The 13,953-nt window shown below is 61.3% G+C and carries 12 protein-coding genes and 1 pseudogene; 8 read left to right on the top strand and 5 right to left on the bottom strand.

Translation table 11 applies throughout. The annotated features are described in order from the left end of the window. Positions 1-16 precede the first annotated feature (16 nt). Both P3T18_RS04040 and P3T18_RS04035 read right to left on the bottom strand, forming a co-directional pair. Positions 17-589 carry a YceI family protein gene (locus P3T18_RS04040; RefSeq protein ID WP_429298612.1) on the bottom strand — a complete coding sequence of 191 codons (573 nt, stop codon included), beginning with the start codon at positions 587-589 and terminating at the stop codon, positions 17-19. Positions 590-678: 89 nt separating this feature from the next. Then, positions 679-1,509: an SDR family NAD(P)-dependent oxidoreductase gene (locus P3T18_RS04035; RefSeq protein ID WP_429298611.1), complete on the bottom strand. Its 831-nt coding sequence runs from the start codon at positions 1,507-1,509 to the stop codon at positions 679-681. 87 nt (positions 1,510-1,596) lie between these two features. Between P3T18_RS04035 and P3T18_RS04030 the strand changes: the two genes are divergently transcribed. Beyond that, a complete protein-coding gene (locus P3T18_RS04030) occupies positions 1,597-2,199 on the top strand; it encodes a TetR/AcrR family transcriptional regulator (RefSeq protein WP_429298610.1) in 603 nt (200 codons plus the stop codon). A 33-nt stretch (positions 2,200-2,232) separates the two neighbouring features. Here P3T18_RS04030 and P3T18_RS04025 read toward each other — a convergent pair whose 3' ends face one another. Beyond that, the gene (locus P3T18_RS04025; protein ID WP_429299035.1) at positions 2,233-2,772 is read right to left on the bottom strand and encodes a helix-turn-helix domain-containing protein; all 540 of its coding nucleotides are present in this window, start codon (positions 2,770-2,772) and stop codon (positions 2,233-2,235) included. Between P3T18_RS04025 and P3T18_RS04020 the strand changes: the two genes are divergently transcribed. From P3T18_RS04020 to P3T18_RS04005, 4 genes are all read left to right on the top strand, one after another. Continuing rightward, positions 2,695-2,955, top strand: a complete 261-nt coding sequence (locus tag P3T18_RS04020) for a hypothetical protein (protein WP_429299053.1) — start codon at positions 2,695-2,697, stop codon at positions 2,953-2,955. The genes P3T18_RS04025 and P3T18_RS04020 overlap by 78 nt on opposite strands. 116 nt (positions 2,956-3,071) lie before the next feature. Beyond that, positions 3,072-4,382, top strand: a complete 1,311-nt coding sequence (locus P3T18_RS04015; RefSeq protein WP_429298609.1) for an MFS transporter — start codon at positions 3,072-3,074, stop codon at positions 4,380-4,382. Positions 4,383-4,412: 30 nt separating this feature from the next. Further along, entirely contained in the window at positions 4,413-5,033 is a 621-nt protein-coding gene (locus P3T18_RS04010; RefSeq protein ID WP_429298608.1) for a glutathione S-transferase family protein, read from the top strand. Positions 5,034-5,090: 57 nt separating this feature from the next. Beyond that, a complete protein-coding gene (locus tag P3T18_RS04005; protein WP_429298607.1) occupies positions 5,091-5,867 on the top strand; it encodes an aldolase in 777 nt (258 codons plus the stop codon). 136 nt (positions 5,868-6,003) lie between these two features. On the opposite strand, the gene P3T18_RS04000 is transcribed toward P3T18_RS04005, so the two are convergent. Further along, positions 6,004-6,585 carry a cysteine hydrolase family protein gene (locus P3T18_RS04000; RefSeq protein ID WP_429298606.1) on the bottom strand — a complete coding sequence of 194 codons (582 nt, stop codon included), beginning with the start codon at positions 6,583-6,585 and terminating at the stop codon, positions 6,004-6,006. Positions 6,586-6,829: 244 nt separating this feature from the next. Then, positions 6,830-7,762, bottom strand: a complete 933-nt coding sequence (locus tag P3T18_RS03995) for a LysR family transcriptional regulator (protein WP_429298605.1) — start codon at positions 7,760-7,762, stop codon at positions 6,830-6,832. A gap of 209 nt (positions 7,763-7,971) precedes the next feature. On the opposite strand from P3T18_RS03995, the pseudogene P3T18_RS03990 reads away from it, so the two are divergent. The 3 genes and pseudogenes from P3T18_RS03990 to P3T18_RS03980 all read left to right on the top strand — a co-directional run. Further along, positions 7,972-8,760: pseudogene (locus tag P3T18_RS03990) on the top strand (putative hydro-lyase); the annotation flags it as partial. Between the two features lie 153 nt (positions 8,761-8,913). Then, entirely contained in the window at positions 8,914-10,221 is a 1,308-nt protein-coding gene (locus P3T18_RS03985; RefSeq protein WP_429298604.1) for an MFS transporter, read from the top strand. Between the two features lie 50 nt (positions 10,222-10,271). Beyond that, a complete protein-coding gene (locus tag P3T18_RS03980) occupies positions 10,272-13,904 on the top strand; it encodes a hydantoinase B/oxoprolinase family protein (protein ID WP_429298603.1) in 3,633 nt (1,210 codons plus the stop codon). Positions 13,905-13,953: the final 49 nt, after the last annotated feature.

Here is a 13,953-nt window from a genome sequence, read left to right as displayed (position 1 = left end):
GCGCGAAACCAGACGCCTATTGTTTGATGCCTTCGAAATTGATCGTAACGTGAACATCGTCGCCAACATAGGGGACATAGGCCTTCATGCCGAAGTCTGAGCGCTTGATCGTCGTCGTTGCCGTAAAGCCCACTTTATAAACGTTCGTGCCGGTCGTATCCTGCGCAGCGCGATTGAAGGTCGTTTTGAGGACCACATTCTTTGTTATTCCAAGCAAGGTGAAATCACCCTGAATATCCATTGTTCTGGCACCCGTCTTTCTGATGTGCTTGCTGGCAAACGTCATCGTCGGAAACTGCGCTACATTGAAAAACATTGGTCCCTGCAATGCTGTGTTGCGCGCCGCAAAGCCGGTGTCGACACTGTCCGCAGCCATGGTCACTTTTACTGTACTGTCTTGCAGATTCGCCGTATCGAGAATCAGCGTACCTTCCAGATCACGAACACTCCCGGTTATCGTCGAGAAGCCGAGATGGTTGATAGTAAAGATGGTCTGGGTATGAGCCGGATCCAGAGCGTAGGTGTCTGACGCAAACGCGGACGTAAGCGACGCGCTGACGATAAGGGCCGCTGCAAAAAGTGATTTCATTGAGACTTTCCCGGGTAGTGTTTTTACATGCAATTGAGAGATGGGAGTTCGCCTGCGTGGGCCCGCGAGCGGAATCCCGAACCAATGCATCAGCCGTGCTGATTGCCCTGAGCCGCGATCGACACCGGTTCCCATTTGTCCCAATTACCAAGCCGCGCCGCATAGGTCGCACGGATTTTCATGATCGTTGATGAACCCAGCGCCAGGCGAAGCGGGGGCCGATCCGCGTCGACGACTTTGAGAATCGCTTGAGCGGTTGCGGCCGGATCTCCGACGTCTTCCGGTTTGAACGACGAGCGAACGGCCTGGCGTATCGGATCGTAGGCGGCTATCGGCGAAGGGGTCTGCACAGCCGATTGAAACCCGGTCGCGAATTGCCCTGGTTCAATGATCGTGACTTTTATTCCGAACGCCGCGACTTCGCCGGCAAGCGCTTCCGACATGGCCTCGACAACAAATTTGCTCGCTGTGTAGCTGCCCCCGGTCGGAAAACCAATAACGCCGCCAATGCTCGAAACCGTCAGGATGTGCCCACTGCCTTGGGCGCGCAGGATCGGCAATGCAGCCTGTATGACGGAGAGCGTTCCGAACACGTTAGTGTCGAAATTGGCCCTTACCTGCTCTTGCGCCAATTCCTCGATCGCACCCATATAACCGTAACCGGCATTACACAGCACGACATCCAGTCGCTTGAAATGCATGTGTGCGTGTTTGACTGCATCGAACACTGCGTCGCGATCCGTCACGTCGAGCGGCATGACCAGGAGCGACTCGCCATAGGTATCGACGAGTTCGCCAAGCGATGTGGGGTTTCGCACCGCAGCAACAACCCGATCACCTCGTTTCAGCGCAGCTTCCGTCCAGATCCGGCCGAATCCTTTCGACGCACCGGTGACGAACCAAACCTTTACTGTGGACACGTCATCTCCTTTAATTTGCACTCAGTGCAATTTAAATCACTGAGTGCAAACTTGTCAAGAAGCGCGTCGATTGTCAGAATGGTCAAAATGAATAGCCAAGAGAAAATCGCAAACGGTCTGCGCGAACGCAAGCGCCAGTTGACACTCGATCTGATCACGCGAACGGGCCTGAAACTCTTCAGCGAGAACGGATATGAGGAGACGACGCTTGACGCGATCGCAGCGGCGGCCGGCATATCGCGGCGCACTTTCTTCCACTATCTGAAGTCGAAAGAAGATGTCTTGCTCGCGCATGAGAGCGGCGAATTCCCACACGCTTTGCGCCCGACTTTTCTTGAACAATCGCCGGATCAGCCGCCGCTCCAAGCCGCAAGAAAGACGTTCCTGACGCTTGCGCCGATGTACGACACAAACGAATCGCTCATCGCAGACCAGATTCTTCGATCAATCGAAGCGCTCCGGTTGCGCAAAGATGCGCTTTTTGTTCAGCTAGAGGACGTACTGGCAGACGCCATGTGCGAACTGTGGCCAGATCCGGCCCGTAAGTCTGCCCTCCGTCTGGACGCGATGATCGCCATGGGGACGCTTCGATTCGCCAAAGAGAATTGGCGGCAGGAAAACGGGGCGCATCCGTTGACGTTTTATATTGACCAGGCTTTCGAACTTTTGACGAATGCATCGGAACGATGAAACATGGTGTCGAAAGATCGACGCCTACACCCCTCACTCATCCCGCCCACCCGTCACAACAATCAGTACCTCCGCATCGCTGCCAACGCTGCGTATGCGATGCCTGACCAGACCAGGAAACTGCGCGAAATCTCCCTCTCGCAAGATGACGGACTGATCCGCCAGTTCAATCTCGATCGCACCCGAAAGCACGAAAAAGATTTCATCGCCGGAATGGAACGCCGCTTCCTTCAGATCGGCGTCCGATGAAAACCGCACCAGTAGCGCCGTTGGACCGTCGCCGCCATCGCTGCCGTTTGCGCGGCTAAGCGGCGCGAAGTCGTAGTCCGCGCCGCCTTCGCGGCTGAAGTGACGGTCGCCCGCCCGCACCATGTGCAACACGCCTTGATCGACCTTCTCGCCAAGCAGCGTCGCCGCCGACGTATGCAAGGCCTGCGCGATCCGCATCAACGCCGACACCGACACGGTTTTCTCGCCTCGCTCGAAACGCGACAGGTGTCCCTTGCTGATGCCGGTGCGATTCGCAAGTTCGTCGAGCGTGAGGCCACGCCGCTGTCTGAGCGCGCGCGCCAGTTCACCGGGCTGTTGCGGTTCGGCTTCGGCCGGGCGCGCCGTCGAACGTGCGGCGGCTCTGGAGCGCGGTTTTTCAGTCAACAAAAGTTGTCTCTCTTAGGGATGGGTGGCCCTGTCACGCCGCCCAACGGCGCGAAAAATTTATTTTTGACAGGGATTTCAATGCCGATTCTAAACGAATAGACTGGCAACACCTAAAGACAACACTGTTGCCCTATAGGCAAACACCAGACAAAGGTAAGACAAAAATCGAGGCAATTCGGATAACCCAAGGCAAGGCGACCAGACAGGGAGATGCGATGGACACGCTTGATCAGGATGCGTCAGGACTCGCGCACGTGAGCGCGCCGGCGGATCGGCGCATGATGCGCGTGGCAGCCGCTTCGATGGCCGGCACGGCGATCGAAGCATTCGATTTTCTGGCCTACGGCACGGCCGCGGCGCTGGTTTTCAACAAACTTTTCTTCCCCAGCCTCGATCCCGCAACGGGGACGCTGGCTGCGTTTGGAGCCTTCGCGGCAGGTCTGTTCGCGCGGCCGCTCGGCGGCATTATCTTCGGCCATTTCGGCGACAGGATCGGTCGCAAATCCATCCTGATCTGGAGCCTCGTATTGATGGGCATCTGCACGACGCTCATCGGCCTGCTGCCCACCTACGACTCCATCGGCATCTGGGCTGCGGTGCTGCTCGTGGCGCTGCGTATCGGCCAAGGTGTGTCGTTCGGCGGTGAACTGGGCGGTGCCGTGCTGATGGCGGTCGAGCACGCGCCCGCCGGCTCCAAATCGTTCTACGGCAGTTTGCCGCAAGCCGGCGCACCGATCGGCATTCTGTTGTCCACCGGCGCGTTCGCCCTGGTGAACATGCTTCCAAGCAAGAGCTTTATGGAATGGGGCTGGCGTCTCCCCTTTCTCGCGAGCGCGGCGCTGATTGCCATCGGCGTATTCATCCGCATGAAGGTGGAAGAAACGCCCGATTTCAATGCGGTGAAAACGCAGCGTAAAGTGGCCAGCATCCCGGCGCGCGACGTACTCGTCTCGCACATGCGCCCTCTGCTGCTGGCGATTGGCGGCAAACTCGCGGAAGTCACGCTGGTGTACACGATCATCGTTTTTTCGATTTCCTACGCCACCGCCAATCTCGGTTTCACACGCGCCAACGCGCTCAATGCAGTATTGCTGGGTTCGCTGCTGCAACTCGTCACCATTCCATTGTTCGGCTGGCTCGGCGACAAGATCGGCGCGCGGCGTCTTTACACTATCGGCACGCTGCTGCTCGCGGTAATGGCGGTCCCGCTTTTCCACGCGATGGGCACGGGTTCCCTCACGCTCTACACGCTCGCGGCAATCACGGCGCTCGCGCTGAATTACGCCATCATCTTCGGACCGCAATCGAATCTTTACGCGTCGCAGTTTCCGCCCGAATTGCGCTACTCCGGCATCTCGATCGGCATTCAGGTGGCGGCCGCGCTCGGCGGCGGACTCGCGCCGCTCATCGCGGCGTCGCTCGTCAAGCATCTCGGCGGCATCGGGTCGGTCGGTATCTATCTGAGCGTGCTGGGTCTGATCGGTGCGCTGAGTGCGTGGTTGATGAAACCGACCTCGTCCGACTAACACGCAAGCGCTCAATCGGAAATTATCGCGATGATGACTCTCTACGACCATCCGCTCTCGGGCAATTGTCACAAGGTCCGGATGCTGCTTTCCATGCTCGGGCTGCCTTATCGCAGCGAGTTCGTCGACGTGCCGAACGAAGCGCATCACGCGCCGTGGTTCGGCGAGATCAATCCGCTGCGGCAGATTCCCGCGCTGGACGACGACGGCTATCTCGTGTGCGATAGTCAGTCGATCCTCACTTATCTCGCGCAGAGTCACGCGCCGCATTGGCTTGGCGACACGCCGCAATCACACGCGCGCGTCGCGCAGTGGCTTTCGTTTGCGGCGAACGAAATCGGCAACAGTCTGCAACCCGCGCGGCTTTACTATCTGCTGGGAGAGAAAGTGGATATTGAAAGCGTCAGCGCCAAAGGTAAGCGTGTGCTCGAAGTGCTCGACGCTTATCTGGCGAAACACGAATGGCTCGCTGCCGAACGCCCGACGATTGCCGACCTTGCGTGCATGCCGTACGTCGGTTTGTCGCGCGAAGGCCATTTGCCACTCGACGATTACGCGCACGTCATGGCCTGGATCGAGCGCATCGTCGCGCTGCCGGGCTACGTCACGATGAAAGGCTTGCCGCAAGCTGCCGCCCAACTGGCGGTGTGAACTGCGTTCGGCGCACCTGATGCCGGACGCACAGCAAAACAGATACGGAGAACATCGATGTTAAGCGAAGCAAAACAGGCTGTTACCGAGCACGCTGTCAGCGAGATGGCTGCGCGGCTGGACACGGGCAACTGGACCGACAAAGAGAAAGTGGTGCTGACGTGCCGCATGCTGGCGATGGAAAACCACTCGGAAACGCTCGCCGGCCAGATCACCGTGCGCTGCGACGACGGCACCTATCTGACCACGCCGCTCGCCGTCGCGTTCGACGAAGTCGAGCCGCGTCACGTCATGCGTATCGATGAATCGCTGCGCGTGATTGAAGGCGTCGGCATGCCGAATCCGGCCGTGCGTTTTCACATGTGGGTGTACCGGCGTCGTCCGGACGTCAACAGCATCGTCCACACGCATCCGCCGTACGTGTCCACGCTTTCGATGACAGGCCGTCCGCTGCGCGTCGCGCACATGGACGCGACGCCCTTCTTCGACGATTGCGCGTTCCTCAAGGAATGGCCCGGTCTGCCGATCGCCGACGACGAAGGCGAGATCATTTCGTCCGCGCTAGGCAGCAAACGCTCGATCCTGCTCGCGCATCACGGCTTCCTCGCGGCGACGTCGACGATCGAGGAAACCGCTTACCTTTCGCTGCTGATCGAGCGCGCCGCCCGCAACCAGATTCGCGCGGAAGCGCTGGGGCCGATTACGGAACTGAATCCGGTGCTCGCCAAAGAATCGCACGATTTCCTGCTGCAATCGAACGTGGTCAAAGCGAGTTTTGCCATGTTCGCGCGCCGTGTTCTACGTCAGGATTGCGATGCGTTGAAAGCTCGTTGATATTCGTTGGACCACCGCTTTGCGCGGTGGCTGACGCGTTAAGCAGCGTGCTCCAGCCAGGCCTACGTGTCTATTCGAATGGCCTTCGAGACGCAATGGAAACACGCGCTGGCCGATCTCTCACACAGAAAATCGCCTACTGCGAAAACCTGATCATGCTGGAGCGAGTCAACGTCACGTTCTTGCTCACGCTGGCCGGCGCATTGGCCAGGATCCATGCGGTTGAGAGCTCGCCGAACGGGTCTTTGCTCGACATGCCATCGGTCGGAACCACCACTTTATAGCCGCGCACCGCGGCTTCGCTTGCGGTGTACAACACTGCGCCATGTGCCATCGTGCCGGTCACGATCACAGTTTGAATGCCCTTTTTCTTCAACGCAGCGTCAAGATCGGTGGCGAAGAACTTGTCCACGCCGGACTGCACGACTGTCTCGCCACCTTTGGCTGCGATTGACGGCGGCACCGCAGCCAGTGTGCCGGTGCTGGTCAGGCTGTAGACGACCATCAGGTTCGCCGCGCGCGACGAGCTCAGAAGATTAGCGACATACGGCAAGGAAGCCGCGCAGGTAGGACGCTCCTGCGTGTTGCAGGTACTCGTGTCGAAGTCGAGCAGCAACAGCGCAGTGTGAGCCGGATCGGTAACGGTAAATGTCTTCAACTCCGGGGGCGGAGGCATCGGGACAGACTTCCACGACGTCGTGATGTCGGTTTGCGCCATACCGCAAATGGGTAAAGCGAGCAGCAGTGCACACAATGCGTTTCGAACGTTATGCATAGACTCTCCGATATACCTTACATGATGAAGGACACTCACGGCACGTCGGCTTACCTGCGTGCGAGCATCGTACCGTCCTGGCCCCGCAATTCTATCCGCCGTAGCAATTACGCACAGGGTGGTCGAGCCGCCACGTAAGGCCTGCCTCGCCGAGGTCGACGAGGATAGCGCCAGCGATGCCCGCCTTCTACAAGCGCTCGATCAGGCGCCGGTCCCCCGAATCACAATACCCATGACATGCCGCCCGCGCCGCGTTTGCCGCGCCGTGCACGAACAGCGGCGCGTCCGCGCGGCGCGACATCGACACCACGATCGACGGCGGCGATGGCTGCAGAGGCAACTCCACCACTTCTCCCCGTGCGATGAGATCCGCCACGAACAAACGAGGAATCGCCGCCACGCCGAAGCCGTCGCGCACCAGTTGCACGATCACCGAAATCGACGGTGAACCGGTGATGCGCGTATCCGCGAGCGGCACGCCGTTCGCAAGCGCCAGCTTGCTGACGATATCCTCCAGCGCACGATGAGGCGCGGTCCCACGCCCAAAAGTCAGAATCGGATGACGCAGCACGCGTTTGGCAAGTCCGCTGCGCGAGAGCGGCAGCAGTCCCTCGCGAGCAACCCAGTGCACCGGATAATTCGCGAGCGCATCGCACACCACCGACTCCTCGTCGCTGCCCTCCACGCGAATGATCAGGTCGAGTTCTCCCGCCATCAGACGGCGTTGCAACACGACGCTGACGTCGACCGCGAGTTCCACTTCGAGTTGCGGGAAGTCGTCTGCGAGACGCCTCATGTAATCGGCGAGCCAGCTATGCACGACGGTTTCGATCACACCGAGTCGCAGCTTGCCGCGCATCGCGCCTTCATGCGACGCGGCGGCCTGTAGCTGGCGCGTCGCTTCCACGACGGCCTTCGCGTAGCCGAGCAGATATTCGCCGTTCGCCGTGAGCCGGAAATCGCGGCTTTCGCGATCGACGAGCGTGGTCTGCAATTCGTCCTCGAGCGCTTTCAGACGCTGCGAGATGGCGGCGGGCGTTGCATGCAGCGCCGTCGCCGTCGTGCGGAAGCTGCGCAGCCTGGCAAGCGTAACGAAAGTGTCGAGAAAGCGTGTGTTCATAGGTAGACGGTGACCGACGAGGCAAAACCGACAACGAAACCGCTCCAAAAAACTCAACGTGATTCGGGAAAACCCGTGATTTCGTTAAGAAATTCTATTCACTTATCGCAAATAAAACTAGTTGGCGTCAAATTTTCTTCTTTTCTATGCTTTGTCCTGAGCAGTGATTTTCTGCACAACACACAGCACGCCGCACGGCCCCTTTCACCTCGCACGCTGACACCATGACTCCATTCGAATTCCGCCAGGCCGTACGCCATCGCGATTTCCGCGGCCCGACGGCCGGCCATTGCGGCGACTACGCGCAAGCCAATCTGGCAATTCTGCCCGCCGCGTATGCACACGATTTCCTACGCTTCTGCCATGCGAATCCGAAGCCGTGTCCGCTACTCGGCGTGGGCGAGCCGGGCGACTTCCGGGTGCCGGCGCTCGGGCGCGACATCGATATCCGCACCGACGTGCCGGCATATAACGTTTATCGCGATGGCGAGCTGAGCGAATGCGTCGAGTCGATCGACGCGCTCTGGCAGGACGATTTCGTCGTGTTCGCAATCGGTTGCTCGTTCTCGTTCGAACACATGCTCGCGAAGGAAGGCATCGGGTTGCGTCACGTCGAAGAAGGCCGCAACGTGCCGATGTATCGCACCAACATTCCGAACCGGCGCGCGGGCGTGTTCGGCGGCGAACTCGTCGTATCGATGCGCCCGCTGCGCGGCGCCGACGCGATACGCGCCGTGCAGATCACGAGCCGCTTTCCGGGCGTGCACGGCGCGCCCGTGCATATCGGCGATCCTGCGGAACTCGGCATCGTCGATCTCGCTCGCCCCGAATTCGGCGACGCAGTCACCATTCATCCGGGCGAGTTGCCGGTGTACTGGGCATGCGGGGTGACGCCGCAAACCGCGTTGATGGCCGCGAAGCTGCCCATCGCAATGGCTCACGCGCCCGGCCACATGCTGATGACGGACATCACCAACGCATCGCTGGCCATCTTCTGAGCGCTCCCGCAGCGCACGCGGCGCGCTAGCGCCCCGCGATCCATTCACGGTATTTCGAAGCCATCCGGCCGTACGGTCCGGAGGGAATGACGCATCCCTACGCTTTGGCGTGGCTTCGCTCGTTACTCATGCGTCTATCCACGGGAGCAGAAGATGGACAGCAAGACCTTCACGGCAAGCGTCGACGACGACACCAGCGTAAAACCAGTGGCAGACAGCACGTCGCTTTCCTGGTACGCGGAAGCGGGTCCGCGCGCGCGCCGCGCGTTCTGGAGTTGCAAGGTCGGCTACATGCTCGATGGCATGGACACGCAAATGCTGTCCTTCGTCATTCCGACGCTCGTCGCCACGTGGGGCATCTCGCTCGCGGACGCCGGCTTCATCGGCACGATGACGCTGCTCTCGTCCGCGCTCGGCGGCTGGCTCGCGGGAATTCTGTCCGACCGCATCGGCCGCGTGCGCACGCTGCAACTCACCGTGCTGTGGTTCGCGGTGTTCACGGCGTTGTGCGGACTCGCGCAGAACTACGGCCAGTTGCTCGTCGCGCGCTCGCTGATGGGCTTCGGTTTCGGCGGCGAATGGACGGCGGGTGCCGTGCTGATCGGCGAGGTGATTCGTGCACGCGATCGCGGCAAGGCGGTCGGTCTCGTGCAATCGGGTTGGGCGCTCGGCTGGGGCATGGCCGCCCTGCTCTACGCCGTCCTGTTCTCCGCGCTGGCGCCCGAGGTTGCATGGCGCGCGTTGTTTCTGATCGGACTCGTGCCGGCTTTGCTCGTGCTCTTCATCCGCCGCTACGTCAAAGAGCCCGAGGTGTTCGAACACGCGAAGGTGGCGCAGCAGGAAGCGCTCGACAAGCCACGCTTCACTGACATCTTCGCGCCCCGCCTGCTCTCCACGACGCTGCGCGCGGCGCTCCTCACCACCGGCGCACAGGGCGGCTACTACGCGATCACGACGTGGCTGCCGACCTTTCTCAAGACCGAGCGCCATCTCACGGTGATGGGCACGGGCGGCTATCTGGCCATGATCATTGCGGGCTCGTACATCGGCTATCTGTGCAGCGCATGGCTCACGGACCGCATCGGCCGCAAACCGAACTTCATTCTGTTCGCGCTCGGTTCGATGGCGATTGCGTTTGCCTACACCTCGTTGCCGCTCACGAATGCGTCGATGCTCTGGCTCGGCTTTCCGCTCGGCTTTTTCGCGTCGGGCATCTTCGCCGGCATGGGCGCGTTTCTCACCGAACTCTTTCCGACCCGTGTACGCGGCTCCGGCCAGGGCTTCTGCTACAACGTCGGCCGCGCAATCGGGGCGATGTTTCCCGTGCTGATCGGTCACCTGGCGAGCCGGTTCGGGCTCGGCACGAGCATCGGCATTTTCGCGGTGGCGGCATACGGCGTACTGATCATCGCCGCGCTCACCTTGCCCGAAACGCGCGGCCGCGAACTCGAATCGGCCTGAACGACGCTCCCGCACTCCGTTACTTATTTCGCCTCACACCACTCGACACCATGACGCACGATCAAAGCTCCGATGTTTGCACGCCGTCCCGCTGGCAATTCTGGATTGACCGCGGAGGCACCTTTACCGACATCGTCGCGCGCCGCCCGGACGGCACGCTCACCACGCACAAACTGCTCTCCGAAAACCCCGAGCAGTATCGCGATGCAGCCGTCGCGGGCATTCGTCATCTGCTCGGACTGAAAGACGGTGAAGCCATCACGCCGCGCGTCGTCGAGATGGTGAAAATGGGCACGACCGTCGCCACGAACGCGTTGCTAGAACGCAAGGGCGAGCCCCTTGCACTCGTCACCACACGCGGCTTTCGCGACGTGCTGCGCATTGCGTATCAGAACCGTCCGCGACTGTTCGATCTCGACATCGCATTGCCGGAAGCGCTCTACGAGCGCGTGGTGGAAATCGACGAACGCGTGAGCGCGCAAGGCGAAGTGATCGCGCCGCTCGACCATGTCGCGGCGCAAAGCGCGCTGCGCGAAGTCTACGACAGCGGCATCCGCGCGCTCGCCATCGTGCTGGTTCACGGTTATCGCCATACGTCGCACGAACGCGAACTGGCGGAGATAGCGCGCCGTATCGGCTTCACGCAAATTTCCGTCTCGCATGAAGTCTCGCCGCTGATGAAAATGGTCTCGCGCGGCGATACGACAGTAGTGGACGCGTATCTGTCGCCGATCCTGCGCCGCTACGTCGATCAGGTTGCGCACGAAATGCCCGGCGTGAATCTCCAGTTCATGCAGAGCAGCGGCGGACTCACGCGCGCCGATGTCTTCCAGGGCAAGGACGCGATTCTCTCGGGACCGGCAGGCGGTATTGTCGGCATGGTGCGGGCGGCACAGGCGGCAGGCTTCGAGCGTGTGATCGGTTTCGACATGGGCGGCACGTCGACGGATGTCTCGCACTTCAACGGCGAATTCGAGCGCGTGTTCGAGACACAGGTGGCCGGTGTGCGCATGCGCGCGCCGATGATGAGCATTCACACGGTGGCGGCCGGCGGCGGCTCGGTGCTCGGCTTCGACGGCGCACGTCTGCGTGTCGGCCCCGATTCGGCGGGCGCGAATCCCGGCCCGGCTGCATACCGGCGCGGCGGCCCGCTCGCCGTCACCGACTGCAACGTGATGCTCGGCAAGATCCAGCCCGACTATTTTCCGCACGTGTTCGGTCCGCATGCGAACCAGCCGCTCGACCGCGACGTGGTCGAGAAACGCTTCCAGGCACTGGCAGATGAAATCTTCACGGCGACAGGTCAACGCCGCACGCCCGAGGAACTCGCCGAAGGCTATCTGGAGATCGCGATCGGCAGCATGGCAAACGCGATCAAGAAAATTTCGGTTCAGCGCGGTCACGACGTTTCGCAATATGTGCTGACGACATTCGGCGGCGCAGGCGGCCAGCATGCCTGCGGCGTGGCCGACGCGCTCGGCATGACGAGCGTGTTTGCGCACCCGCTTGCGGGCGTGCTCTCCGCCTACGGCATGGGTCTCGCGGACCAGACAGCCATGCGCGAACGTGCGCTCGAAATGACGCTCGACGAAACCTCGCTGCCCACACTCGAAGCCGCACTCGACGCGCTCGCCGACGACGCCACGCGCGCCTTGCTCGAACAGAGCGTGGACGCCGCGCGCATCACGACCGAGCGCCGCGTGCACCTGCGCTATCAGGGCACCGATTCGTCGCTTGCCGTGCCAAGCGGCAGTATCGACGACATGCGCGCCGCGTTCGAAACTGCTTATCGACAACGCTATGCATTCCTGATGGCGGACACGCCCCTCGTCGTCGAACTGGCGTCCGTCGAAGCGATTGGTCATTCCGATGCGCCCGTCGATGCGGGCCGGCTTTCGCCGCGTACGGCAGGCGACGCGCTTCGTGCGCAAACGACCGTGCGCCTGTATTCGGGCGGCACATGGCACGACGCCTCGCTCTATCAGCGCGACACGCTCCATGCAGGCGACACGCTCGATGGTCCCGCGATCATCGCCGAGAAGAACGGCACGACCGTGGTCGAACCCGGCTGGCAAGCGGCGCTGACGGCACAGGGCAACGTGGTGATGACGCGTGTGCAGGCGCTGCCCACACGTCGCTCCATCGGCACTGAAGCCGACCCAGTGCGCCTTGAAATTTTCAACAACCTCTTCATGTCGATTGCCGAGCAGATGGGTTTGCGTCTGCAAAACACGGCGTATTCGGTGAATATCAAGGAGCGTCTGGACTTTTCGTGCGCGATTTTCGACGACGCCGGCAATCTGATCGCCAACGCGCCGCACATGCCGGTGCATCTCGGCTCGATGGGTGAGAGCATCAAGACGGTGATCGAGCGCAATCGCGGCACGATGCGCGACGGCGACGTGTTCATGCTGAACGACCCGTATCACGGCGGCACGCATTTGCCCGACGTCACCGTCATCACGCCGGTGTTCGCCGACGGTTTGCCCGAACCGCTCTTCTATGTCGGCTCGCGCGGTCACCATGCGGATATCGGCGGCATTACGCCGGGTTCGATGCCCGCACCCTCGTCGCACATCGAGGAAGAAGGCGTATTGATCGACAACTGGCAACTCGTTTCCGCAGGCGTGTTGCGCGATGCAGAGACACGCGCCCTGCTCGGATCGGGCCGCTATCCGGCGCGCAATATCGCGCAGAATATGGCAGATCTGCGCGCTCAGGTCGCAGCCAATCAGAAAGGCGTGGACGAATTGCGCCGGATGGTCGCGCAGTTCGGCCGTGATGTGGTGCTCGCTTTCATGCGTCATGTGCAGGACAACGCCGAGGAGGCCGTACGCCGCGTAATAGGCGCGCTGAAGGACGGCAGCTATCGCTACGAACTCGACAACGGCGCGGTGATTGAGGTCGCGATTCGCGTCGATACCGCGGCGCGCAGCGCCACGGTCGATTTCAGCGGCACGTCCGCGCAGTTGCCCAACAACTTCAACGCGCCAAAAGCGGTCTGCATGGCAGCGGTGCTCTATGTGTTCCGTACGCTGGTTGGCGACGACATTCCGCTCAACGCGGGTTGCCTCAAGCCGCTCTCGGTGATCGTTCCGGACCGCTCGATGCTCAATCCGGTGTATCCGGCAGCGGTAGTCTCGGGCAACGTGGAGACGTCTTCCGCGATCACCAACGCGCTGTATGGCGCGCTCGGTATCGTGGCATCGAGCCAGGGGACGATGAACAACTTCACTTTCGGCGATGCCCGCTACCAGTACTATGAAACGATTGCGGGCGGCAGCGGCGCGGGCAACGGCTTTAGCGGTGTCGATGCGGTGCAGACGCACATGACCAACTCGCGTCTGACCGATCCCGAAGTGCTCGAATGGCGCTATCCGGTCCGGCTCGAGTCGCATCTCATCTGCGCGGAATCGGGTGGCGCGGGACGCTGGCACGGCGGCAATGGCGCGACGCGGCGCATTCGCTTTCTCGCGCCGATGACGGCGTCGATCCTGTCGAATAACCGCATACATGCGCCCTTCGGCGCGGGTGGCGGGCACGCGGGAAGACGCGGCAGCAATCGCGTAGAGCGAGCGGATGGTCAGATTGTCGCGCTAGGTCATATCGCGAGTGTCGAGATGAGCCCGGGCGATGTGTTCGTGGTGGAGACGCCGGGCGGCGGCGGCTTTGGCGAGAGGTGATTCCTGCACGTTCCAGCCGGGCATAATTAACGAACTCCTACCGCTCCTA

Source organism: Paraburkholderia sp. GAS199, from assembly GCF_050436585.1.
Lineage (GTDB): Bacteria > Pseudomonadota > Gammaproteobacteria > Burkholderiales > Burkholderiaceae > Paraburkholderia.
The sequence above is the reverse complement of the archived record's forward strand: the minus strand, read 5'-3'. Positions and strand labels throughout refer to the sequence as shown.